We start from the raw sequence: 15009 nt of genomic DNA, 5'->3' as shown, positions 1-15009 counted from the left end.
GGTCCATGTCCGTGATCCGCGAAGAGAGCCGCGCCGCCGAAGCCGGTCTTGCCGACGCCCCGGTCTCGCTGCTCGACCAGGCGATTTCCGCCACCCGCCAGACCGATCGCGACCGCGCGGAGGAATTGCTGCGCGCGCTGACCGAAGAGGCGCTGAAGGGCACCGTCCGCTATTCCAAGAACCTGACCCAGACCATCGACCGCGCGATCAAGGCGATCGACGAGAAGCTGTCGGAACAGCTGGGTCAGATCATGCATCACGAGAAATTCCAGAAGCTGGAAGGCTCGTGGCGCGGCATGCACCACATGGTCAACTTCTCCGAGACCGGGCGCATGCTGAAGATCCGCATGCTGAACGTGTCGAAGCGCGAGCTGCACCGCGACCTGACCCGGGCGGTGGAATTCGACCAGAGCCAGCTGTTCCGCAAGATCTACGAGAACGAGTTCGGCACCCCCGGCGGCGAGCCCTATGGCGCGCTGATCGGCGATTACGAGTTCACCGGCAGCCCTGAAGACATGGAGCTGCTGGGCCAGGTCTCCCACGTTTCGGCCGCGGCCTTCGCACCCTTCATCTCGGCGGCCTCGCCCAAGATGTTCGGCTTCGACGACTTCACCGAACTCACCCGGCCGCGGGATCTGGAGAAGATCTTCGAATCGACCGAATACACCAAGTGGCGCAGCTTCCGCGACAGCGAGGACAGCCGCTTCGTGACGCTGACCATGCCGCGGGTGCTGGCGCGCCTGCCCTATGGCCGGCACACGAAGCGCGTCGATGCCTTCGATTTCGAAGAGGCGCCGCTGGATGATCGCGGCCACCGCAAGGCCATGGATCACGGCGATTACTGCTGGATGAACGCGGCCTATGTGATGGGCACGCGCCTGGCCGAGGCCTTTTCGATGTATGGCTGGTGCACCGCGATCCGCGGCGCCGAGGGCGGCGGCAAGGTCGAGGGCCTGCCCTTCGACACCTTCGTTTCCGACGACGGCGATCCGGATGCCAAATGCCCGACCGAGGTCGGCATCACTGACCGGCGCGAGGCCGAGCTGTCGCGGCTGGGCTTCCTGCCGCTCTGCCATTACAAGAACACCGACTATGCGGTGTTCTTCGGGGCACAGACCACCCAGCGGCCCAAGACCTATGACCGGCCCGAGGCGACCGCCAATGCCGCGATCTCGGCCCGGCTGCCCTATATCATGGCCACCTCGCGCTTCGCCCACTACCTGAAGGTCATGGGCCGCGACAAGATCGGCTCGTTCATGGAGGCCGAGGATTGCGAGGCCTGGCTGAACCGCTGGGTGATGAACTATGTCAACGCCAACAAGGACAGCGGCCCCGACATGAAGGCCCGCTATCCGCTGGCCGAGGCGCGGGTGTCGGTGAAGGAAGTTCCCGGTGCCCCCGGCACCTACAACGCCGTCGCCTGGCTCAGGCCCTGGCTGCAGATGGAAGAGCTGACGACCTCGCTGCGCATGGTCGCCCGCATCCCCGGCAGCGGCAACTGACCGGGGGCCGGTTCCCATGTCCGTCTCCCTGCCTCTCAGTACCGGGACCGCGCCGCCGCTGCGTGCCACGGCGCTCCGGCCGCTGATCGATCGGGTCATCGCCCTGATCGATGCGGCGATCGGCCGCCAGCTCGACCGGATCCTGCATCACCCGCGGATGCAGGCGCTGGAGGCGGCCTGGCGCGGGCTGGCGCTGGTGGTGGAACGGGCGGGCCGGGCGCGGTCGACCAAGGTGCGGGTGCTGGATGCCGGCTGGGACATGATCTGCCGCGATTTCGAGCGCGCGGTCGAATTCGACCGCGCCGAGATGTTCGCCAAGATCTACGAGGACGAGTTCGGCAGCCCCGGTGGCGAGCCCTTCGGCGTGCTGATCGGCGCCTACGAGCTGATGCATCTGCGCGACGAGGGCCACCCGACCGACGACGTCACGGGGCTGAAGGGCATGGCGACGGTGGCGGCGGCCGCCTTCGCGCCCTTCATCGCCGGCGCCCATCCGCGGCTGCTGGGCCTCGACCGGTTCGAGGCGCTGGGCCGCGGCTTCGATCCGGGCGATTTCGAGGGCGCGGATCATGTCCGCTGGCGGGGGCTCAGGATGGGAGAGGATGCCCGCTTCCTGGGGCTGACCTGCCCCCGGATCCTGCTCCGACGGCCCTGGGGAGAGGATCCCGGCCGCATCGACGGCTTCCGCTATGTCGAGGACGTCTCGGGCCCCGATGCCGGCAAGTATCTGTGGGGGGTGGCGGCCTTCGCTTTCGCCCTGGTGCTGATCCGCGCCCATGATGCCACCGGCTGGTTCGCCGACATCCGCGGTGCCGCCCGCGATCACGAGCTGGGCGGGCTGGTGCGCGAGCTGCCGGCCGATCATTTCGGCACCGACCGCCCCGATGTCGGGCTGAAGCCGCCGGTCGACGTGCAGCTGACCGATGCCCAGGACAAGCGGCTGGCGGATCTGGGGCTGATCGCGCTGGCGCCTGCCCGCGACACGCCCTGGGTGGTGTTTCACGGCAACCCGTCGCTGCAGCTGGCACGGCCCTATGACCGCGAGGCGGCGAGCGCCAATGCCCGGCTGTCGGCGATGTTGCAATACATGCTCTGTGTCAGCCGTTTCGCCCATTACGTCAAGGTCATCGGACGGGATCGCGTGGGCAGTTTCTCCGATGCCGCGGCCTGCGAGGAATATCTCCGCCGCTGGCTGCTCGGCTATTCGATCGCGAGCGACACCGCAACGCCGGAACAGAAAGCGCGCTATCCGCTTCGGGAATGTGCGGTCTCGGTGCGCGAGTCCCCCGGCCGCCCGGGCATCTATGACTGCACCATCCATCTCAGGCCGCATTTCCAGCTGGACGAGGTGAGTTCGGGCTTTCGCCTGGTCACCTGGTTCGTGGCGCGGGGGCTGCCCCAGTCATGATGCCGCCCACGACCACGACCGGCCGGACCCCTGTGGCCAGGCAAGACAAACGACCGGATCTCGGGATGAAGATGATGACCTCCACCGCCGATATTCACGGTGCTGCGGCACTGCTCCAGGCGGGTCTGCTCGACGAGGCGATCGATGCCCAGCTCCTGCGGGTGCGGGCGCACCCGGCCGATACCACGGCGCGCCATTTCCTGGCCGAGCTGATGGTGGCGGCGGGGGAGCTGACGCGGGCGGATCGTCAGCTCGACATGATCGCCGATCAGGCGCCGGAACAGGCGGTGGGGCTGGCGGGTTTCCGCCAGTTGATCCGCGCCGAACAGATCCGTCGCGAAGTGATGACCGAGGGCCGCGTGCCCGATTTCCTCGACACCCCGCCGCCCGCGGTCGCCAAGGCGCTGGAGGCGCTGGTCGCGATCCGCGCCGGCCGCCATGCCGATGCGGCGGCGGCGGTGATCGAGGCCGAAAGCCTGCGGCCGCGCGGGGCCGTGGAGGTGAACGGCGCCCGGGTCGACGATTTCCGCGATGCCTGCGACCTGACCGGGCCGGTGCTGGAACTGCTCACGGCCTCGGGCCGCTATTTCTGGGTGCCGCTTGAACGCGTGCGCCGGATGGTCTTCCAGGCGCCGCGGCGGCTGATCGACCTGATCTGGCGGCCGGTCGAGGTGGAAACCGAAGGCGGGCCCGACGGCGTGGTCTTCATGCCCACGATCTATGCCCTGACCGCCGACAGCGAGGATGCCGCCCTCAAACTGGGTCGGCGCACCGACTGGGCCACCGGCGAGGGGCCCGGCGCGCCGGAGGCCGGGCCGATTTCGGGCCGCGGCCAGCGCTGCTTCCTGGCCGGCGACGAGCTGATGCCGGCGCTGGAGCTGACGGAGATCCGCCGGCTCAGCCCGGCGGCCGGCAGCGGCGAAGGGGCCGCGTGATGCCGGCCGGGCGATCTTCCGCGGGCGGCCGGCGCGAGGCCGGATCGGTCCGGATGTCGATCCTGGACCGGCTGCTGGTCGATGACGAGCGCCTGGCCCCCGATGACCGCTTCACCATCGAGGCCTTCCGTGAGGGGCTGCGCCGCGACCTGGAAGACCTGCTCAACACCCGCCGCCGGCCGGTGGGCTGGGGGGCGAAACTGCCCGAGGTGGAAACCGCGCTCACCAATTACGGCATCGCCGATTTCACCGCCCAGCCGGTCTCGTCCGATGACGACCGCGAGCGGCTGCGCGCCGGCATCGAGGCGGCGATCCGCCAGGCCGAACCGCGGTTCCGGGCGGTGGCGGTACATCTGTTGGACAATTCCGAAGCCGGTGACCGCACGCTCAGGCTGCGGATCGACGCCCTGGTCGCCGCCGAGCCGGCGCCCGAACCGATGAGCTTCGACGGCGTCGTCGACCCTGCCGACCGCGGCGTGCGGGTCACCGCCACCAGCGATGGCGGCCTGATATGAGGAGGGAGGGCGTCTCTCGAACCGGCTCCAACCGTGCATGCCGGTGTCCTGCACAGTCGCCGATGTTCTCCGGTGCCGGAGACGGTGTATCCGACAGTCTTCACGCGGAAAGGAACCTGGATCCCCGCCTTCGCGGGGATGACGGTATAGAGGGAATACAGAGTTCGGTCGGTGAAGAACATGACATGAGCGCCAGGTCCTGATCCGGATACTGTCGATATCATACACGGCCGCCGGTGTTCCTCACACAACACTCACCACCGTCATCCCCGCGAAGGCGGGGATCCAGGTAGGCTTCCACAGGTATGAACGATGATCATTTTCCGGGGGCTGTTATGTCGGGCATCAGAAGATCTGCCGTCATCAGTGCCGGAGACGGTGTGTCCGACAGTCTTCACGCGGAAAGGAACCTGGATCCCCACCTTCGCGGGGATGACGGTATAGAGGGAATACAGAGTTCGTCCGGGTAAAGAACATGACATGAGCGCCGGGTCCTGATCCGGATACTGTTGGTGTCATACACGGCCGCCGGTGTTCCTCACACAACACTCACCACCGTCATCCCCGCGAAGGCGGGGGTCCAGGTAGGCTTCTACAGGTATGAACGATGATCATTTTCCGGGGGCTGTTATGTCGGGCATCAGAAGATCTGCCGTCATCAGTGCCGGAGACGGTGTGTCCGACAGTCTTCACGCGGAAAGGAACCTGGATCCCCGCCTTCGCGGGGATGACGGTATAGAGGGAATACAGAGTTCGGTCGGTGCAGAACATGACATGAGCGCCGGGTCCTGATCCGGATACTGCGGGTGTCATACACGGCTGCCGGTGTTCCTCACGCAACACTCACCACCGTCATCCCCGCGAAGGCGGGGATCCAGGTAGGCTTCTACAGGTATGAACGATGATCATTTTCCGGGGGGCTGTCATGTCGGGCATCAGAAGATCCGCCGCCATCGGTGCCGGAGACGGTGTATCCGGCAGTCTTTGCGCGGAAAGAAGCCCGGATCCCCGCCTTCACGGGGATGACGGCGGACATGTCGTACAGAAGTCGGCCGGTATAGAACCGCAGATGAGCATCCCATGACCGACGAACTGCTTCCCCATTACCAGCGCGAGCTGGTCGAGATCCGCCGCCGGGCGGGCGAGTTCGCGGCGGCGCATCCCAAGATCGCCGGGCGGCTGCGCCTGACCGCCGATGCCGCCGACGATCCTTTCGTGGCCCGGCTGATCGAAGCGGTGGCCTATCTGAATGCCCGCATCCAGCTGCGGCTGGACGATGCCTTCCCCGAGCTGACCGATGCCCTTCTGGGGGTGCTGCACCCGCACTGGCTGGCGCCGGTGCCCTCGATGGCGATCGCGCGGTTTACGCCCCAGGCGGATCTTTCGGGCCCCCATACCGTGCCGGCCGGGGCCGAGCTGGTGACCGGCCCCGTGGCCCCGGCCGAGGGGCGCGCGCCCGAGCCCTGCCGGTTCCGCACCGCCTGGCCCGCCACCCTCTGGCCGATCGAGATCGAGACCGTGGCGCTGAAGGCGCGGCCGGTGGCTGCCCCTGCGATTGCCGGGGTGGAGCAGGCGGTGGCGGTGCTGAAGATCGGGCTGCGGATGACGCAGCCCGGGCGCAGCTTCACCGAGATCGGGCTGGACCGGCTGCGGCTGTTCATCGCCGCCCCCGGCGCCCAGGCGACCCGGCTTTACGAGCGGCTGACCAATGATGTGGCAGGCATCGCGGTCGCCACCGGCCCCGAGGATCCGCGGCCGGTGCGGCTGGGGCCGGATGCGGTGGCGCCGGTGGGCTTTGCCGGGGATGAGGGGCTGCTGCCCGACGATGCCCGCACCCTGCCGGCCTATCGGCTGCTGACCGAATATTTCGCCTTCCCCGAGAAATTCCTGTTCCTGGACCTGAACGGCCTGGACGCCCGGACGCTGGCACCCGTCGGCGACCGGCTGGAGATCCATGTCTTCCTCACCCGTCACGACCAGGATCTGGAGCGGGCGGTGACGGCGGAGAGTTTTGCGCTGGGCGCCGTGCCGATCGTCAACCTGTTCCGCCAGGCGGCCGAGCCGATCCGGCTGGATCAGCGCCAGTCGGCCTATCGGGTGGTGCCCGATGCCCGCCGGCCGCTCTCGACCGAGATTTTCCGGATCCTGCGGGTCGAAGGCAGTGATGCCGGCGGCCGCCGCCAGCTCTATCAACCCTTCCATTCCGTCGCCCATGGCACGGCGATGGCCGACGAGACCCGGCGCTGGTGGCATGCCGAGCGCCGGCCGGCCGGGCCGCGCGATCCGGCGAGCGAGATCTATCTCAGCCTGGTCGATGACGGCTTCAATCCGTCGGAGCCGGCCAACGGCGTGCTGTCGGTCGACACGCTGTGCCTGAACCGCGACCTGCCGGCGCGGCTGCCCTTCGGCGGCGGCCATCCGGTGCTGAAACCGGCCGAGGCGATGTCGGCGATCCGTGGCGTCACCTGCCTGACCCCGCCCACCCGGACGCTGCGGCCCGAGGCCGGGGCGCATGGCCGCTGGCGACTGATTTCCTTCCTGTCGCTCAACCATCTGTCGCTCACCGACGATACCGACGGGGCGGCGGCCTTGCGCGAACTGCTGGCGCTGCACGATCTGCGCGACGCGCCCGAAACCCGGGCGGCGATCGATGCGATCACCGGCATTTCGCACCGCCGGGGCATGGCACGCGTGCCCGGCGACCGCTTCGGCGGCATGGCCCGCGGGCTGGACGTGACGCTGGAACTCGACCCCGAGCGCTATGCGACCGGCGGGCTCTACCTGCTGGCGGCGGTGCTCGACCGGGTGTTCGGGCTTTACTGCACGATCAATTCCTTCACCCGCCTGACCGCGAAACTGCGCGGCCGGCCGGGCACCATCCGCACCTGGCCGCCGCGCGCCGGCGCACAGGACCTGGTCTGAGGGGGGCGCCCATGACCACCATGCAACCGCCCCAGACCGAAAGGGTTCCGGCCCCCGCGGTGCCGGCGCCCACCGGCGTTCTGGCCGATCTCGCCCGCGCGCCCTGGTCGTTCGAGCCGGTGCAGGCGGTCAGGGTGCTGGAGCGCGCGGCCGGAAGCAACCCGGCCGATGCCGTGCGCTTCCAGGGCGTGCTGCCGCTGGCCTTCCCGGCGAGTGCGGTGGCCGGTGCGCGTCTGGGCCAGGTGGAGGGCGCGCCCGCGGTGCTGCGCATCGCCCATCTGGGCCTGCTCGGCCCCTCGGGCGTGCTGCCCTCGCATATGACCGCGGCGGCGATCGAGGCCGAGCGGCGGCGCAACCCCGGTTTCGCCCGCTTCGTCGACCTGTTCCTGGACCGCCAGGGCGCCTTCTTCCACGGCGCCCAGGTGAAATACCGGCTGGCGCTGGCGCATGAGCGCGCGGCGGCGGAAGGCCGCGAGGATGCGATCACCGGCGCGCTTCGGGCCCTGACCGGGCTTGGCACGCCGCATCTGGCCGGGCGGCTGGCGGTCGATGATCTGACGGTGATCCGCCATGCCGGCCATTTCGCGCGCGGGCCGCGTTCTGCCGCCGCCCTGGAGGCGATGCTGGCCGGCCAGCTTGGGGCGCCGGTCCGGATCCGTCAGTTCGCAGGCAGCTGGGTGCGGCTGGACGAGGCCGAGCGCAGCCGCCTGACGCCCGGCGGCTTCTGCCGGCTGGGGGTCGACATGGTCGCGGGCGAGAAGGTCCGCGATGTCGACGGCCGGTTCGAGATCATCGTCGGCCCGCTGCCGCGCGCGCGCTTTGCGGCGCTGCTGCCCGAAGGTGCCGCGGTGCGCGCGCTGACCGATCTGGTGCGGCTTTACGTCGGCCCGGCGATGTCGTTCGCGCTTCGCCTGGTGCTGGACCGGCACGAGGTGCCGCCGGCCGAACTGGGTGCCAAAGGCGGCCTGCGCCTGGGCTGGACCGGCTGGCTGACCGGCACGGCACCCCCGCCCCGCGACCCCGACGATGCCGTGTTCGAGACCGGCGCCTGACCTTTTGTACCTGATCTTCCTCTCATTTTTCCGGACCCGCACCCCATGGCCACCACCCAGATCCGTTCCCTGGTCGACAAGCTGAACCGGACCTGCCGTAAGGCGCTTGAAGCCGCGGCGGGCAATGCCGTCAACCGCGGCAATCCTGCGATCGAGATCGAACACTGGCTGCGCGCGCTGGTCGCCGATGACGGCGCGGTGCTGCCCCGGGCGCTGGCCGAGGCGGGCGTCGCGGTGCCGCGGGCGCTGACCGCGCTCGATGGTGCGCTCGACCGGCTGCGCAGCGGCAATGACCGGGCGCCGGCCCTGGCGCCGGGGTTGATCGCCATGATCCGCCATGCCTGGACGGTGGCCTCGATCGAGGATGGGGCGGAGCAGATCGGATCGGGCCATCTGCTGGTGGCGGCCCTGCGCGACGAGTTGCTGTCGCAGCAGCTGGCCCAGGTGATCCCGGTGCTGGGGCGGCTGTCGGCCGATCAGGTTCTGGCGCGGCTGCCGGAGCTGGCAGACGGCAGCGACGAGGCGGCGGGCAGCGGCCCGGCCGCGGCGGCGGCCGAGGCGCCGCTGTCGTCGCAGCAGGCCGGCAAGGCGCTTGCCACCTATGCCATCGACCTGACCGAGGCGGCGCGTGCGGGCCGGCTGGATCCGGTGCTGGGGCGGGATGACGAGATCGCCCAGGTGATCGACATCCTGTCGCGGCGGCGGCAGAACAACCCGATCCTGACCGGCGAGGCCGGGGTCGGCAAGACCGCGGTGGTCGAGGGGCTGGCGCTGCGCGTGGCGGCGGGCGAGGTGCCGGCGGCCTTGGCCCGCGCCCGGTTGCTGACCCTGGATCTGGGCCTGTTGCAGGCAGGCGCGGGCGTGAAGGGTGAGTTCGAAAACCGTTTGAAATCAGTGATCGACGAGGTGAAGGCCAGCGCCGACCCGGTCATTCTGTTCATCGACGAGGCGCATACCCTGATCGGCGTCGGCGGGGCGGCGGGGCAGGGGGATGCGGCCAATCTTCTGAAGCCTGCGCTGGCCCGCGGCGAGCTGCGCACCATCGCGGCCACCACCTGGGCGGAATACAAGCGCCATGTGGAACGCGACCCGGCGCTGGCCCGCCGCTTCCAGGTGGTGAAGGTGGAAGAGCCGTCCGAGGCCCGGGCCGTGACCATGCTGCGCGGGCTGGTGGAGAAGCTGGAAGCCCATCACGGGGTGCATATCCATGATGCCGCGGTGGAAGAGGCGGTGCGGCTGTCGGCCCGCTATCTGCCCGAGCGGCAGCTGCCCGACAAGGCGGTGAGCGTGCTGGACACGGCAGCCGCCCGGGTGGCGATGGGCCGGGCGGTGGTGCCACAGGCGTTGCAGAGGCGGCGGTCGGAACATGCCGCGCTGGAACGGGCGCGAGACATGCGGTTGCGTGACGCGGCGCTGGGCGGCGCGGCGCTGTCGGTTGAGACGCTTATAGCCGATATGGCTAGTCTGGAGGCCGAAATAGCCGAAATGGCTATTTCCTTCGCAGAGGAGTCGCGGCTGGTGGCCGAGCTGGCCGAGGCGCGGGCGATGGAAGAGCCCGCGGCGCGTGCGGCCGCACAATCGGCCGTGCTTGAGCAGCTGAAAGTTGTACAAGGGAAAGATCCGCTGCTTCCGGTTGATGTTGATGCCCGGGCGGTGGCGGCGGTGATTTCGGACTGGACCGGCATTCCGCTGGGCCGGATGGCCGATGACGAGCTGGAGACGGTGCGCCGGCTGGAGGACCGGCTCCGCACCCGGATCATCGGCCAGGACCACGCGCTGGAGGCGGTGGCGCGGGCGGTGCGCACCAGGCGCGCCGGGCTGGACGATCCGCGCCGGCCGGCCGGCGTGTTCCTGTTCGCCGGCACATCGGGCGTGGGCAAGACCGAAACCGCGGTGGCGCTGGCCGAGCTGCTGCACGGCGACGCCCGGGCGCTGACCGTGATCAATCTGTCGGAATTCAAGGAGGAACATAAGGTCTCGATGCTGCTGGGCGCGCCGCCCGGCTATGTCGGCTATGGCGAAGGCGGCGTGCTGACCGAGGCGGTGCGCCGCCGCCCCCACGGCGTGGTTCTGCTGGACGAGATCGAAAAGGCGCATCCGGGCGTGCAGGACGTGTTCTACCGGATCTTCGACGAAGGCCGGGTGCGCGACGGCGAGGGGCGGGAGATCGATTTCCGTAACGTGACCCTGATTCTGACCACCAATGCCGGATCGGAGACCATCACGAAACTGATGGACGACCCCGATACCGCACCGGGACCGGAGGGCCTGGCCGAGGCGCTGGAACCGGTGCTGCGGCAGAGCTTCAAGCCGGCCTTCCTTGGGCGCCTCAAAGTGGTCCCATTCATGCCACTGGATGATGAGAGGTTGCTTGCTATCGTGAACCTGCAACTTGATCGCGCGGTTCGCCGCATCACCGAAACCTATGATCTGCCGGTCACGGTGGCACCCGAGGTGGCGCCGGCGGTGCTGGCCCGCGCCCGGGCACGCGACGCCGGGGCCCGTGCGGTGGAGGCGGTGATTTCCGGCGAGCTGATGCCGGGCCTGGCCGGGCTGATCCTGGACCGGCTGGCGGAAGAGGGCGCGCCGCCCCGGGCGGTCGAGATCGCAACCGGGCCCGACGGCAGCCTGATGCCCCGGCTGTCGTGACGGCCCGCGGATGAGGAATTTACGGAGGAAGCCATGCGGCTCGTGATCGACATCGCCCATCGCGACGATCCGGCAACCCGGATCGGGCCCTCGCGGAGCTTCGACCGCCGCGGCCTGCGTGTCGGTCGCGGCCCGGCCAACGACGTGGTGCTGGAAGATCCGACCCGGGTCATTTCCGGCCAGCACTGCCTGATCGACTATGACAGCGGCCGCTTCCGGCTGATCGACACCAGCACCAACGGCAGTTTCGTCAACGATCCGCGCCGGCCGGTGCCGCGAGAGACCGGCCATGTGGTGGCCGATGGCGACCGGGTGTTCGTTGGCGATTACGTGCTGACGCTGGGGCTGATGCCGGTGCCGGACGAGGCGCCGGCACCCCGGCCGGCCCGGCCGCTGCACGCGGCGCCGAAGCCGGCCCCGCGCCCCAATCCGGGGGCGGCCTTCTCGGGCGGCGAGCCGCCGGCCACCGCCTTCGCCTTCACCCCGCCCCGGGTCGCCAGGGTCGAGATCCCCGAGGATTGGGATGTGGATGGCCGGAACGTCGATGGGCTGATGGCGGCCCCCGAGAACGACCCCTCGGACCCGCCGGCCCCGCCGATCCGCCGCCCGCCTCAGCCGGAGCAACCACCTCGTCGCCAACCACCCGGGCCACCACGCGACCCCGAGCCGATCCCGGTCGAGGACCCGGAAGACGTGCCGCTGGAGGATCCGGTGCCGATCCGCGACCCCGAGCCGCTGCCCGACCCGGACCCGGACGAGGACCCCGAACCCTATCGCGACCCGCCGCCGCGCCAGACGCCGCCGCCATCGGAATACCGGCTGCGCGACGACCGGCTTTACGACGCCTTCCTGTCGGGCGCCGGGCTGACCCGCGAGCAGCTGCCCCCGGCCCGCGCCGAAGAGGTGCTGCGGATCGCGGGCGAGGTGTTCCGCGCCACCGCCCGCGGGCTGATCGAAACCCTGTCGGCCCGGGCCGAGCTGAAGGGCGAATTCCGCATCGAGCGCACCACCATCAAGCCGCGCAACAACAACCCGCTGAAATTTTCGGCGACGCCCGAAGAGGCGATGCTGGCCTTTCTGCAGCCGACCCTGCCGGCGTTTTCATCGGGGGTGAAGGCGGTGGAACAGGGCTTCGACGACATCGCCGCCCACCAGATCGCCATGGTGCGCGGGCTGGAAGCAGGGTTGGGCGTGGTGATCGACACCCTGTCGCCCGAGGCGACTGAACGCGCCGTCGGTCCTGTCGGAGGGCTGGGGGCCATCGTCTCCACCGCCCGCAAGGCGGCACTCTGGGACGGCTATCGCCGCCGCCATGCCGAGATCCGCAGCCGCGCCGAAGAGGATGCGCGGTCGCTGTTCGCCGAAGGTTTCGCCCGCGGCTATGCCACCTCTCACGGGGCCATCCCGATGCAGCGCGCGACACCGGCGGAGGGCGGGGAGGCCCGGCGCTGATGGCCAGATCGTCCATTTTCCGTATGGCCATTGTGGCCATAAGCCTTGCCCTGCCGCTCCAGGCCTGCAGCGACCGGCCGGTCAGCGACCTGATCGGCACCGCCGACCGCCTGTTCAGCCTGCGCTTCGGCGACAGCGCCCCCGACGAGGCCGAGATCGCGATCCTGGCCCATAAGGACGCCAACCCGGATGCCGAAGGCCGCGCCTCGCCGGTGGTGCTGCGCTTCTTCCAGCTGAGCCAGCCCGGCGCCTTTCAGCAGGCGGATTACTTCGCGCTGAACGAAAACCCGCGCGGAGTTCTGGGCGGCACGCTGATCGACCAGGGCGAACTGGTCATGGCCCCGGGCAGCAGCCGCGAGCTGGTGTTTTCAGCCGACCAGCGCACCCGCGCCATCGGCGTGGTCGCCGGCTTCCGCGACATCGACGAGGCCCGCTGGCGCTCGCTGATCGAGGTCGACCCCTACGACCTGGAACCGCTTCAGGTGGTGATCGACGGCACCGACGTCACCATCGGGCTGAAGCCCGAGGAGTGACTGCGGGGCACCGCCACCGCCGCTGTCCGGCACCAACGTTGACCGTCTCTGCACAAAAGAGACACCGTCATCCCCGCGAAGGCGGGGATCCAGGTAGGCCTCCACAGGAATGACCGATGACCGCTCGTGACCACGGCCCTGTCAGCCCTTCGACGCTCCCGTCCTCGCAGCCGGTGCCCGGTTTGTCGCTGTCCTCCGCACGGCGACAAACCTGGATCCCCGCCTTCGCGGGGATGACGGTGGAGGGGGTGTGGCGCAGGCGGGTGGGGGTGGTGTCGGACATGGGCGCCGCGTTCCGAGGGGACGGTGGACCGTGCCCGCCGCGCCGGCATTGTCCGACGCCCCCGCCCTCCCGGCCGGTGCCCGTTTTGTCGGCGGTCTTCGCACGGCGGCAAACCTGGATCCCCGCCTTCGCGGGGATGACGGTGGAGGGGGTGTGGCGCAGGCGGGTGGGGGTGGTGTCGGACATGGGCGAGGGGGTCTGTGGGGACGGTCGAGGCCGTCCGCCGGCCCGCCATGGCCGGCAGCGCCACCGATCGTGGCCGCACCGTCCTACCGCCACCGCCGCTGTCCGGCTCCATCATCGACCGTCTCTGCACAAAAGAAACACCGTCATCCCCGCGAAGGCGGGGATCCACCTTTCCCGCCGCCAGAGCCACCCTTCCCCCGATCTTCGTTAAGGACATCCGCATCCATGTCATGGGACAACAAGGTCGTCTGGTCCGAGGGCATGTTCATCCGGCCCCAGCATTTCCAGCAGCAGGATCGCTGGATCGAAAAGCTGGTGCGTGGCCGGGTGGCCGATCTGGGACCCTGCCCCTGGGGGCTGGTCGAGCTTGCCGTCGATCAGGATCTTCTGGGGACCGGCCGCTTTGCCGCCGCCCGGGTGCGGGGCGTGTTCGAGGACGGCACCCTGTTTTCGGTGCCCGACGATACCGACCACCCGGCGCCGCTGGCCGTGCCGCCCGATACCCGTAACCGGCTTGTCTATCTTGGGGTTCCCCTGCGCCGGCCGGGTGCCGCGGATGTCGACCATGCCGATGCGCCCGAGGCCGCGACCCGGTTTGCGGCGCGCGAGATCGAGGTGGCCGATGCCAACGCCTTCAGCACCGCCGAGGCCCGGATCGGCATCGGGCGGCTGCGCCTGCGCTATCTGCTGGAGGGGGAAGACCGCGCCGGCTATGCCACGATCGCGCTGGCCCGGATCGTCGAAGTCCGGCCCGACCGGCAGATCGTGCTGGATACCCGTTTCGTGCCGCCGGTGCTGACGGTGACCGCATCGCCGGTGCTGACCGGCCATGCGACCGAGATTGCCGGCATGCTGCATCAGCGCGGCGAGGCGCTGGCCGACCGGGTTGCCCATGCCGGGGCGGGCGGGGTGGCCGAGATTGCCGATTACATGCTGCTGCAGACCGTGAACCGCCACGAACCGGTGTTCGCGCATCTGCTGGCGCTGGGCCGGCTGCATCCGGAACGGCTGTACACGGACATGCTGGCGCTGATGGGCGATCTGGCGGTGTTCACCGCCGGCGCCAAGCGGCCGGCATCGCTGCCGCCCTATGAACACGAGGATCTTGGCCGGACCTTCCGGGCGGTGATGACGGAACTGCGCCAGGCGCTGTCGGCGGTGCTGGAACAGACCGCCATCCCCGTGCCGCTGGAGCTGCGCAATTACGGCATCCGCGTTGCCCGCATCGACGATCGCAGCCTGCTGGACCAGGCGGCTTTCGTGCTGGCGGTGAAGGCCGATGCCCCGGCCGAAGCCGTGCGCCGCCATCTGCCGCAGCAGATGAAGATCGGCCCGGTGGAACAGATCCGCAATCTGGTGAACGCGGCCCTGCCCGGCATCGCCATCCGGCCGCTGGCCGTGGCGCCGCGTCAGCTGCCCTTCCATCCGGGGGTGCAGTATTTCGAACTCGAACGCACCAGCCGGTTCTGGGACGACCTGAAAACCTCTGGCGGCATGGCGGTTCATGTCGCGGGCGAGTTTCCGGGGCTGGTTCTGGAATGCTGGGCGATCAAGGCGCCGCAGGTGTGACCC

10 protein-coding genes are annotated in these 15009 nt (G+C 69.6%); all 10 read left to right on the top strand.

What is annotated here, in order from left to right; all coding sequences use genetic code 11:
- Positions 1-5 precede the first annotated feature (5 nt).
- The 10 genes from tssC (WI697_RS18385) to tssK all read left to right on the top strand — a co-directional run bounded on the left by tssC (WI697_RS18385) (position 6) and on the right by tssK (position 15006).
- Positions 6-1502, top strand: a complete 1497-nt coding sequence (gene tssC, locus WI697_RS18385; RefSeq protein WP_062763858.1) for a type VI secretion system contractile sheath large subunit — start codon at positions 6-8, stop codon at positions 1500-1502.
- A gap of 16 nt (positions 1503-1518) precedes the next feature.
- Positions 1519-2910, top strand: a complete 1392-nt coding sequence (gene tssC / locus WI697_RS18380) for a type VI secretion system contractile sheath large subunit (RefSeq protein ID WP_062763859.1) — start codon at positions 1519-1521, stop codon at positions 2908-2910.
- 71 nt (positions 2911-2981) lie between these two features.
- Positions 2982-3845 carry a type VI secretion system accessory protein TagJ gene (locus WI697_RS18375; protein WP_345959469.1) on the top strand — a complete coding sequence of 288 codons (864 nt, stop codon included), beginning with the start codon at positions 2982-2984 and terminating at the stop codon, positions 3843-3845.
- A gap of 53 nt (positions 3846-3898) precedes the next feature.
- A complete protein-coding gene (gene tssE, locus WI697_RS18370; protein WP_231889400.1) occupies positions 3899-4360 on the top strand; it encodes a type VI secretion system baseplate subunit TssE in 462 nt (153 codons plus the stop codon).
- A 1080-nt stretch (positions 4361-5440) separates the two neighbouring features.
- On the top strand, positions 5441-7282 hold the full coding sequence (tssF, locus tag WI697_RS18365; RefSeq protein ID WP_345959468.1) for a type VI secretion system baseplate subunit TssF: 1842 nt from the start codon (positions 5441-5443) through the stop codon (positions 7280-7282).
- A gap of 11 nt (positions 7283-7293) precedes the next feature.
- Positions 7294-8334 carry a type VI secretion system baseplate subunit TssG gene (tssG, locus tag WI697_RS18360; protein ID WP_345959467.1) on the top strand — a complete coding sequence of 347 codons (1041 nt, stop codon included), beginning with the start codon at positions 7294-7296 and terminating at the stop codon, positions 8332-8334.
- A gap of 45 nt (positions 8335-8379) precedes the next feature.
- On the top strand, positions 8380-10983 hold the full coding sequence (gene tssH, locus WI697_RS18355; protein WP_345959466.1) for a type VI secretion system ATPase TssH: 2604 nt from the start codon (positions 8380-8382) through the stop codon (positions 10981-10983).
- Between the two features lie 33 nt (positions 10984-11016).
- Positions 11017-12435, top strand: coding sequence for a type VI secretion system-associated FHA domain protein TagH (tagH, locus tag WI697_RS18350; RefSeq protein ID WP_345959465.1), 1419 nt, complete (start codon positions 11017-11019; stop codon positions 12433-12435).
- Positions 12435-12968 carry a type VI secretion system lipoprotein TssJ gene (tssJ, locus tag WI697_RS18345; protein WP_345959464.1) on the top strand — a complete coding sequence of 178 codons (534 nt, stop codon included), beginning with the start codon at positions 12435-12437 and terminating at the stop codon, positions 12966-12968. Before tagH ends, tssJ begins: the two co-directional genes overlap by 1 nt.
- A gap of 694 nt (positions 12969-13662) precedes the next feature.
- Positions 13663-15006, top strand: a complete 1344-nt coding sequence (gene tssK / locus WI697_RS18340) for a type VI secretion system baseplate subunit TssK (RefSeq protein ID WP_062762927.1) — start codon at positions 13663-13665, stop codon at positions 15004-15006.
- Positions 15007-15009 lie beyond the last annotated feature (3 nt).

Source organism: Tistrella mobilis (assembly GCF_039634785.1).
Lineage (GTDB): Bacteria > Pseudomonadota > Alphaproteobacteria > Tistrellales > Tistrellaceae > Tistrella > Tistrella mobilis.
Note: the sequence above shows the minus strand (reverse complement) of the source record. Positions and strands in the feature narration are given on the sequence as shown.

Bases quoted from the DNA above. Each gene is read 5' to 3' on its own strand.
- tssC (WP_062763858.1), top strand. From the start codon at position 6: ATGTCCGTGATCCGCGAAGAGAGCCGCGCCGCCGAAGCCGGTCTTGCC.
- tssC (WP_062763859.1), top strand. From the start codon at position 1,519: ATGTCCGTCTCCCTGCCTCTCAGTACCGGGACCGCGCCGCCGCTGCGT.
- WI697_RS18375 (WP_345959469.1), top strand. From the start codon at position 2,982: ATGATGACCTCCACCGCCGATATTCACGGTGCTGCGGCACTGCTCCAG.
- tssE (WP_231889400.1), top strand. From the start codon at position 3,899: ATGTCGATCCTGGACCGGCTGCTGGTCGATGACGAGCGCCTGGCCCCC.
- tssF (WP_345959468.1), top strand. From the start codon at position 5,441: ATGACCGACGAACTGCTTCCCCATTACCAGCGCGAGCTGGTCGAGATC.
- tssG (WP_345959467.1), top strand. From the start codon at position 7,294: ATGACCACCATGCAACCGCCCCAGACCGAAAGGGTTCCGGCCCCCGCG.
- tssH (WP_345959466.1), top strand. From the start codon at position 8,380: ATGGCCACCACCCAGATCCGTTCCCTGGTCGACAAGCTGAACCGGACC.
- tagH (WP_345959465.1), top strand. From the start codon at position 11,017: ATGCGGCTCGTGATCGACATCGCCCATCGCGACGATCCGGCAACCCGG.
- tssJ (WP_345959464.1), top strand. From the start codon at position 12,435: ATGGCCAGATCGTCCATTTTCCGTATGGCCATTGTGGCCATAAGCCTT.
- tssK (WP_062762927.1), top strand. From the start codon at position 13,663: ATGTCATGGGACAACAAGGTCGTCTGGTCCGAGGGCATGTTCATCCGG.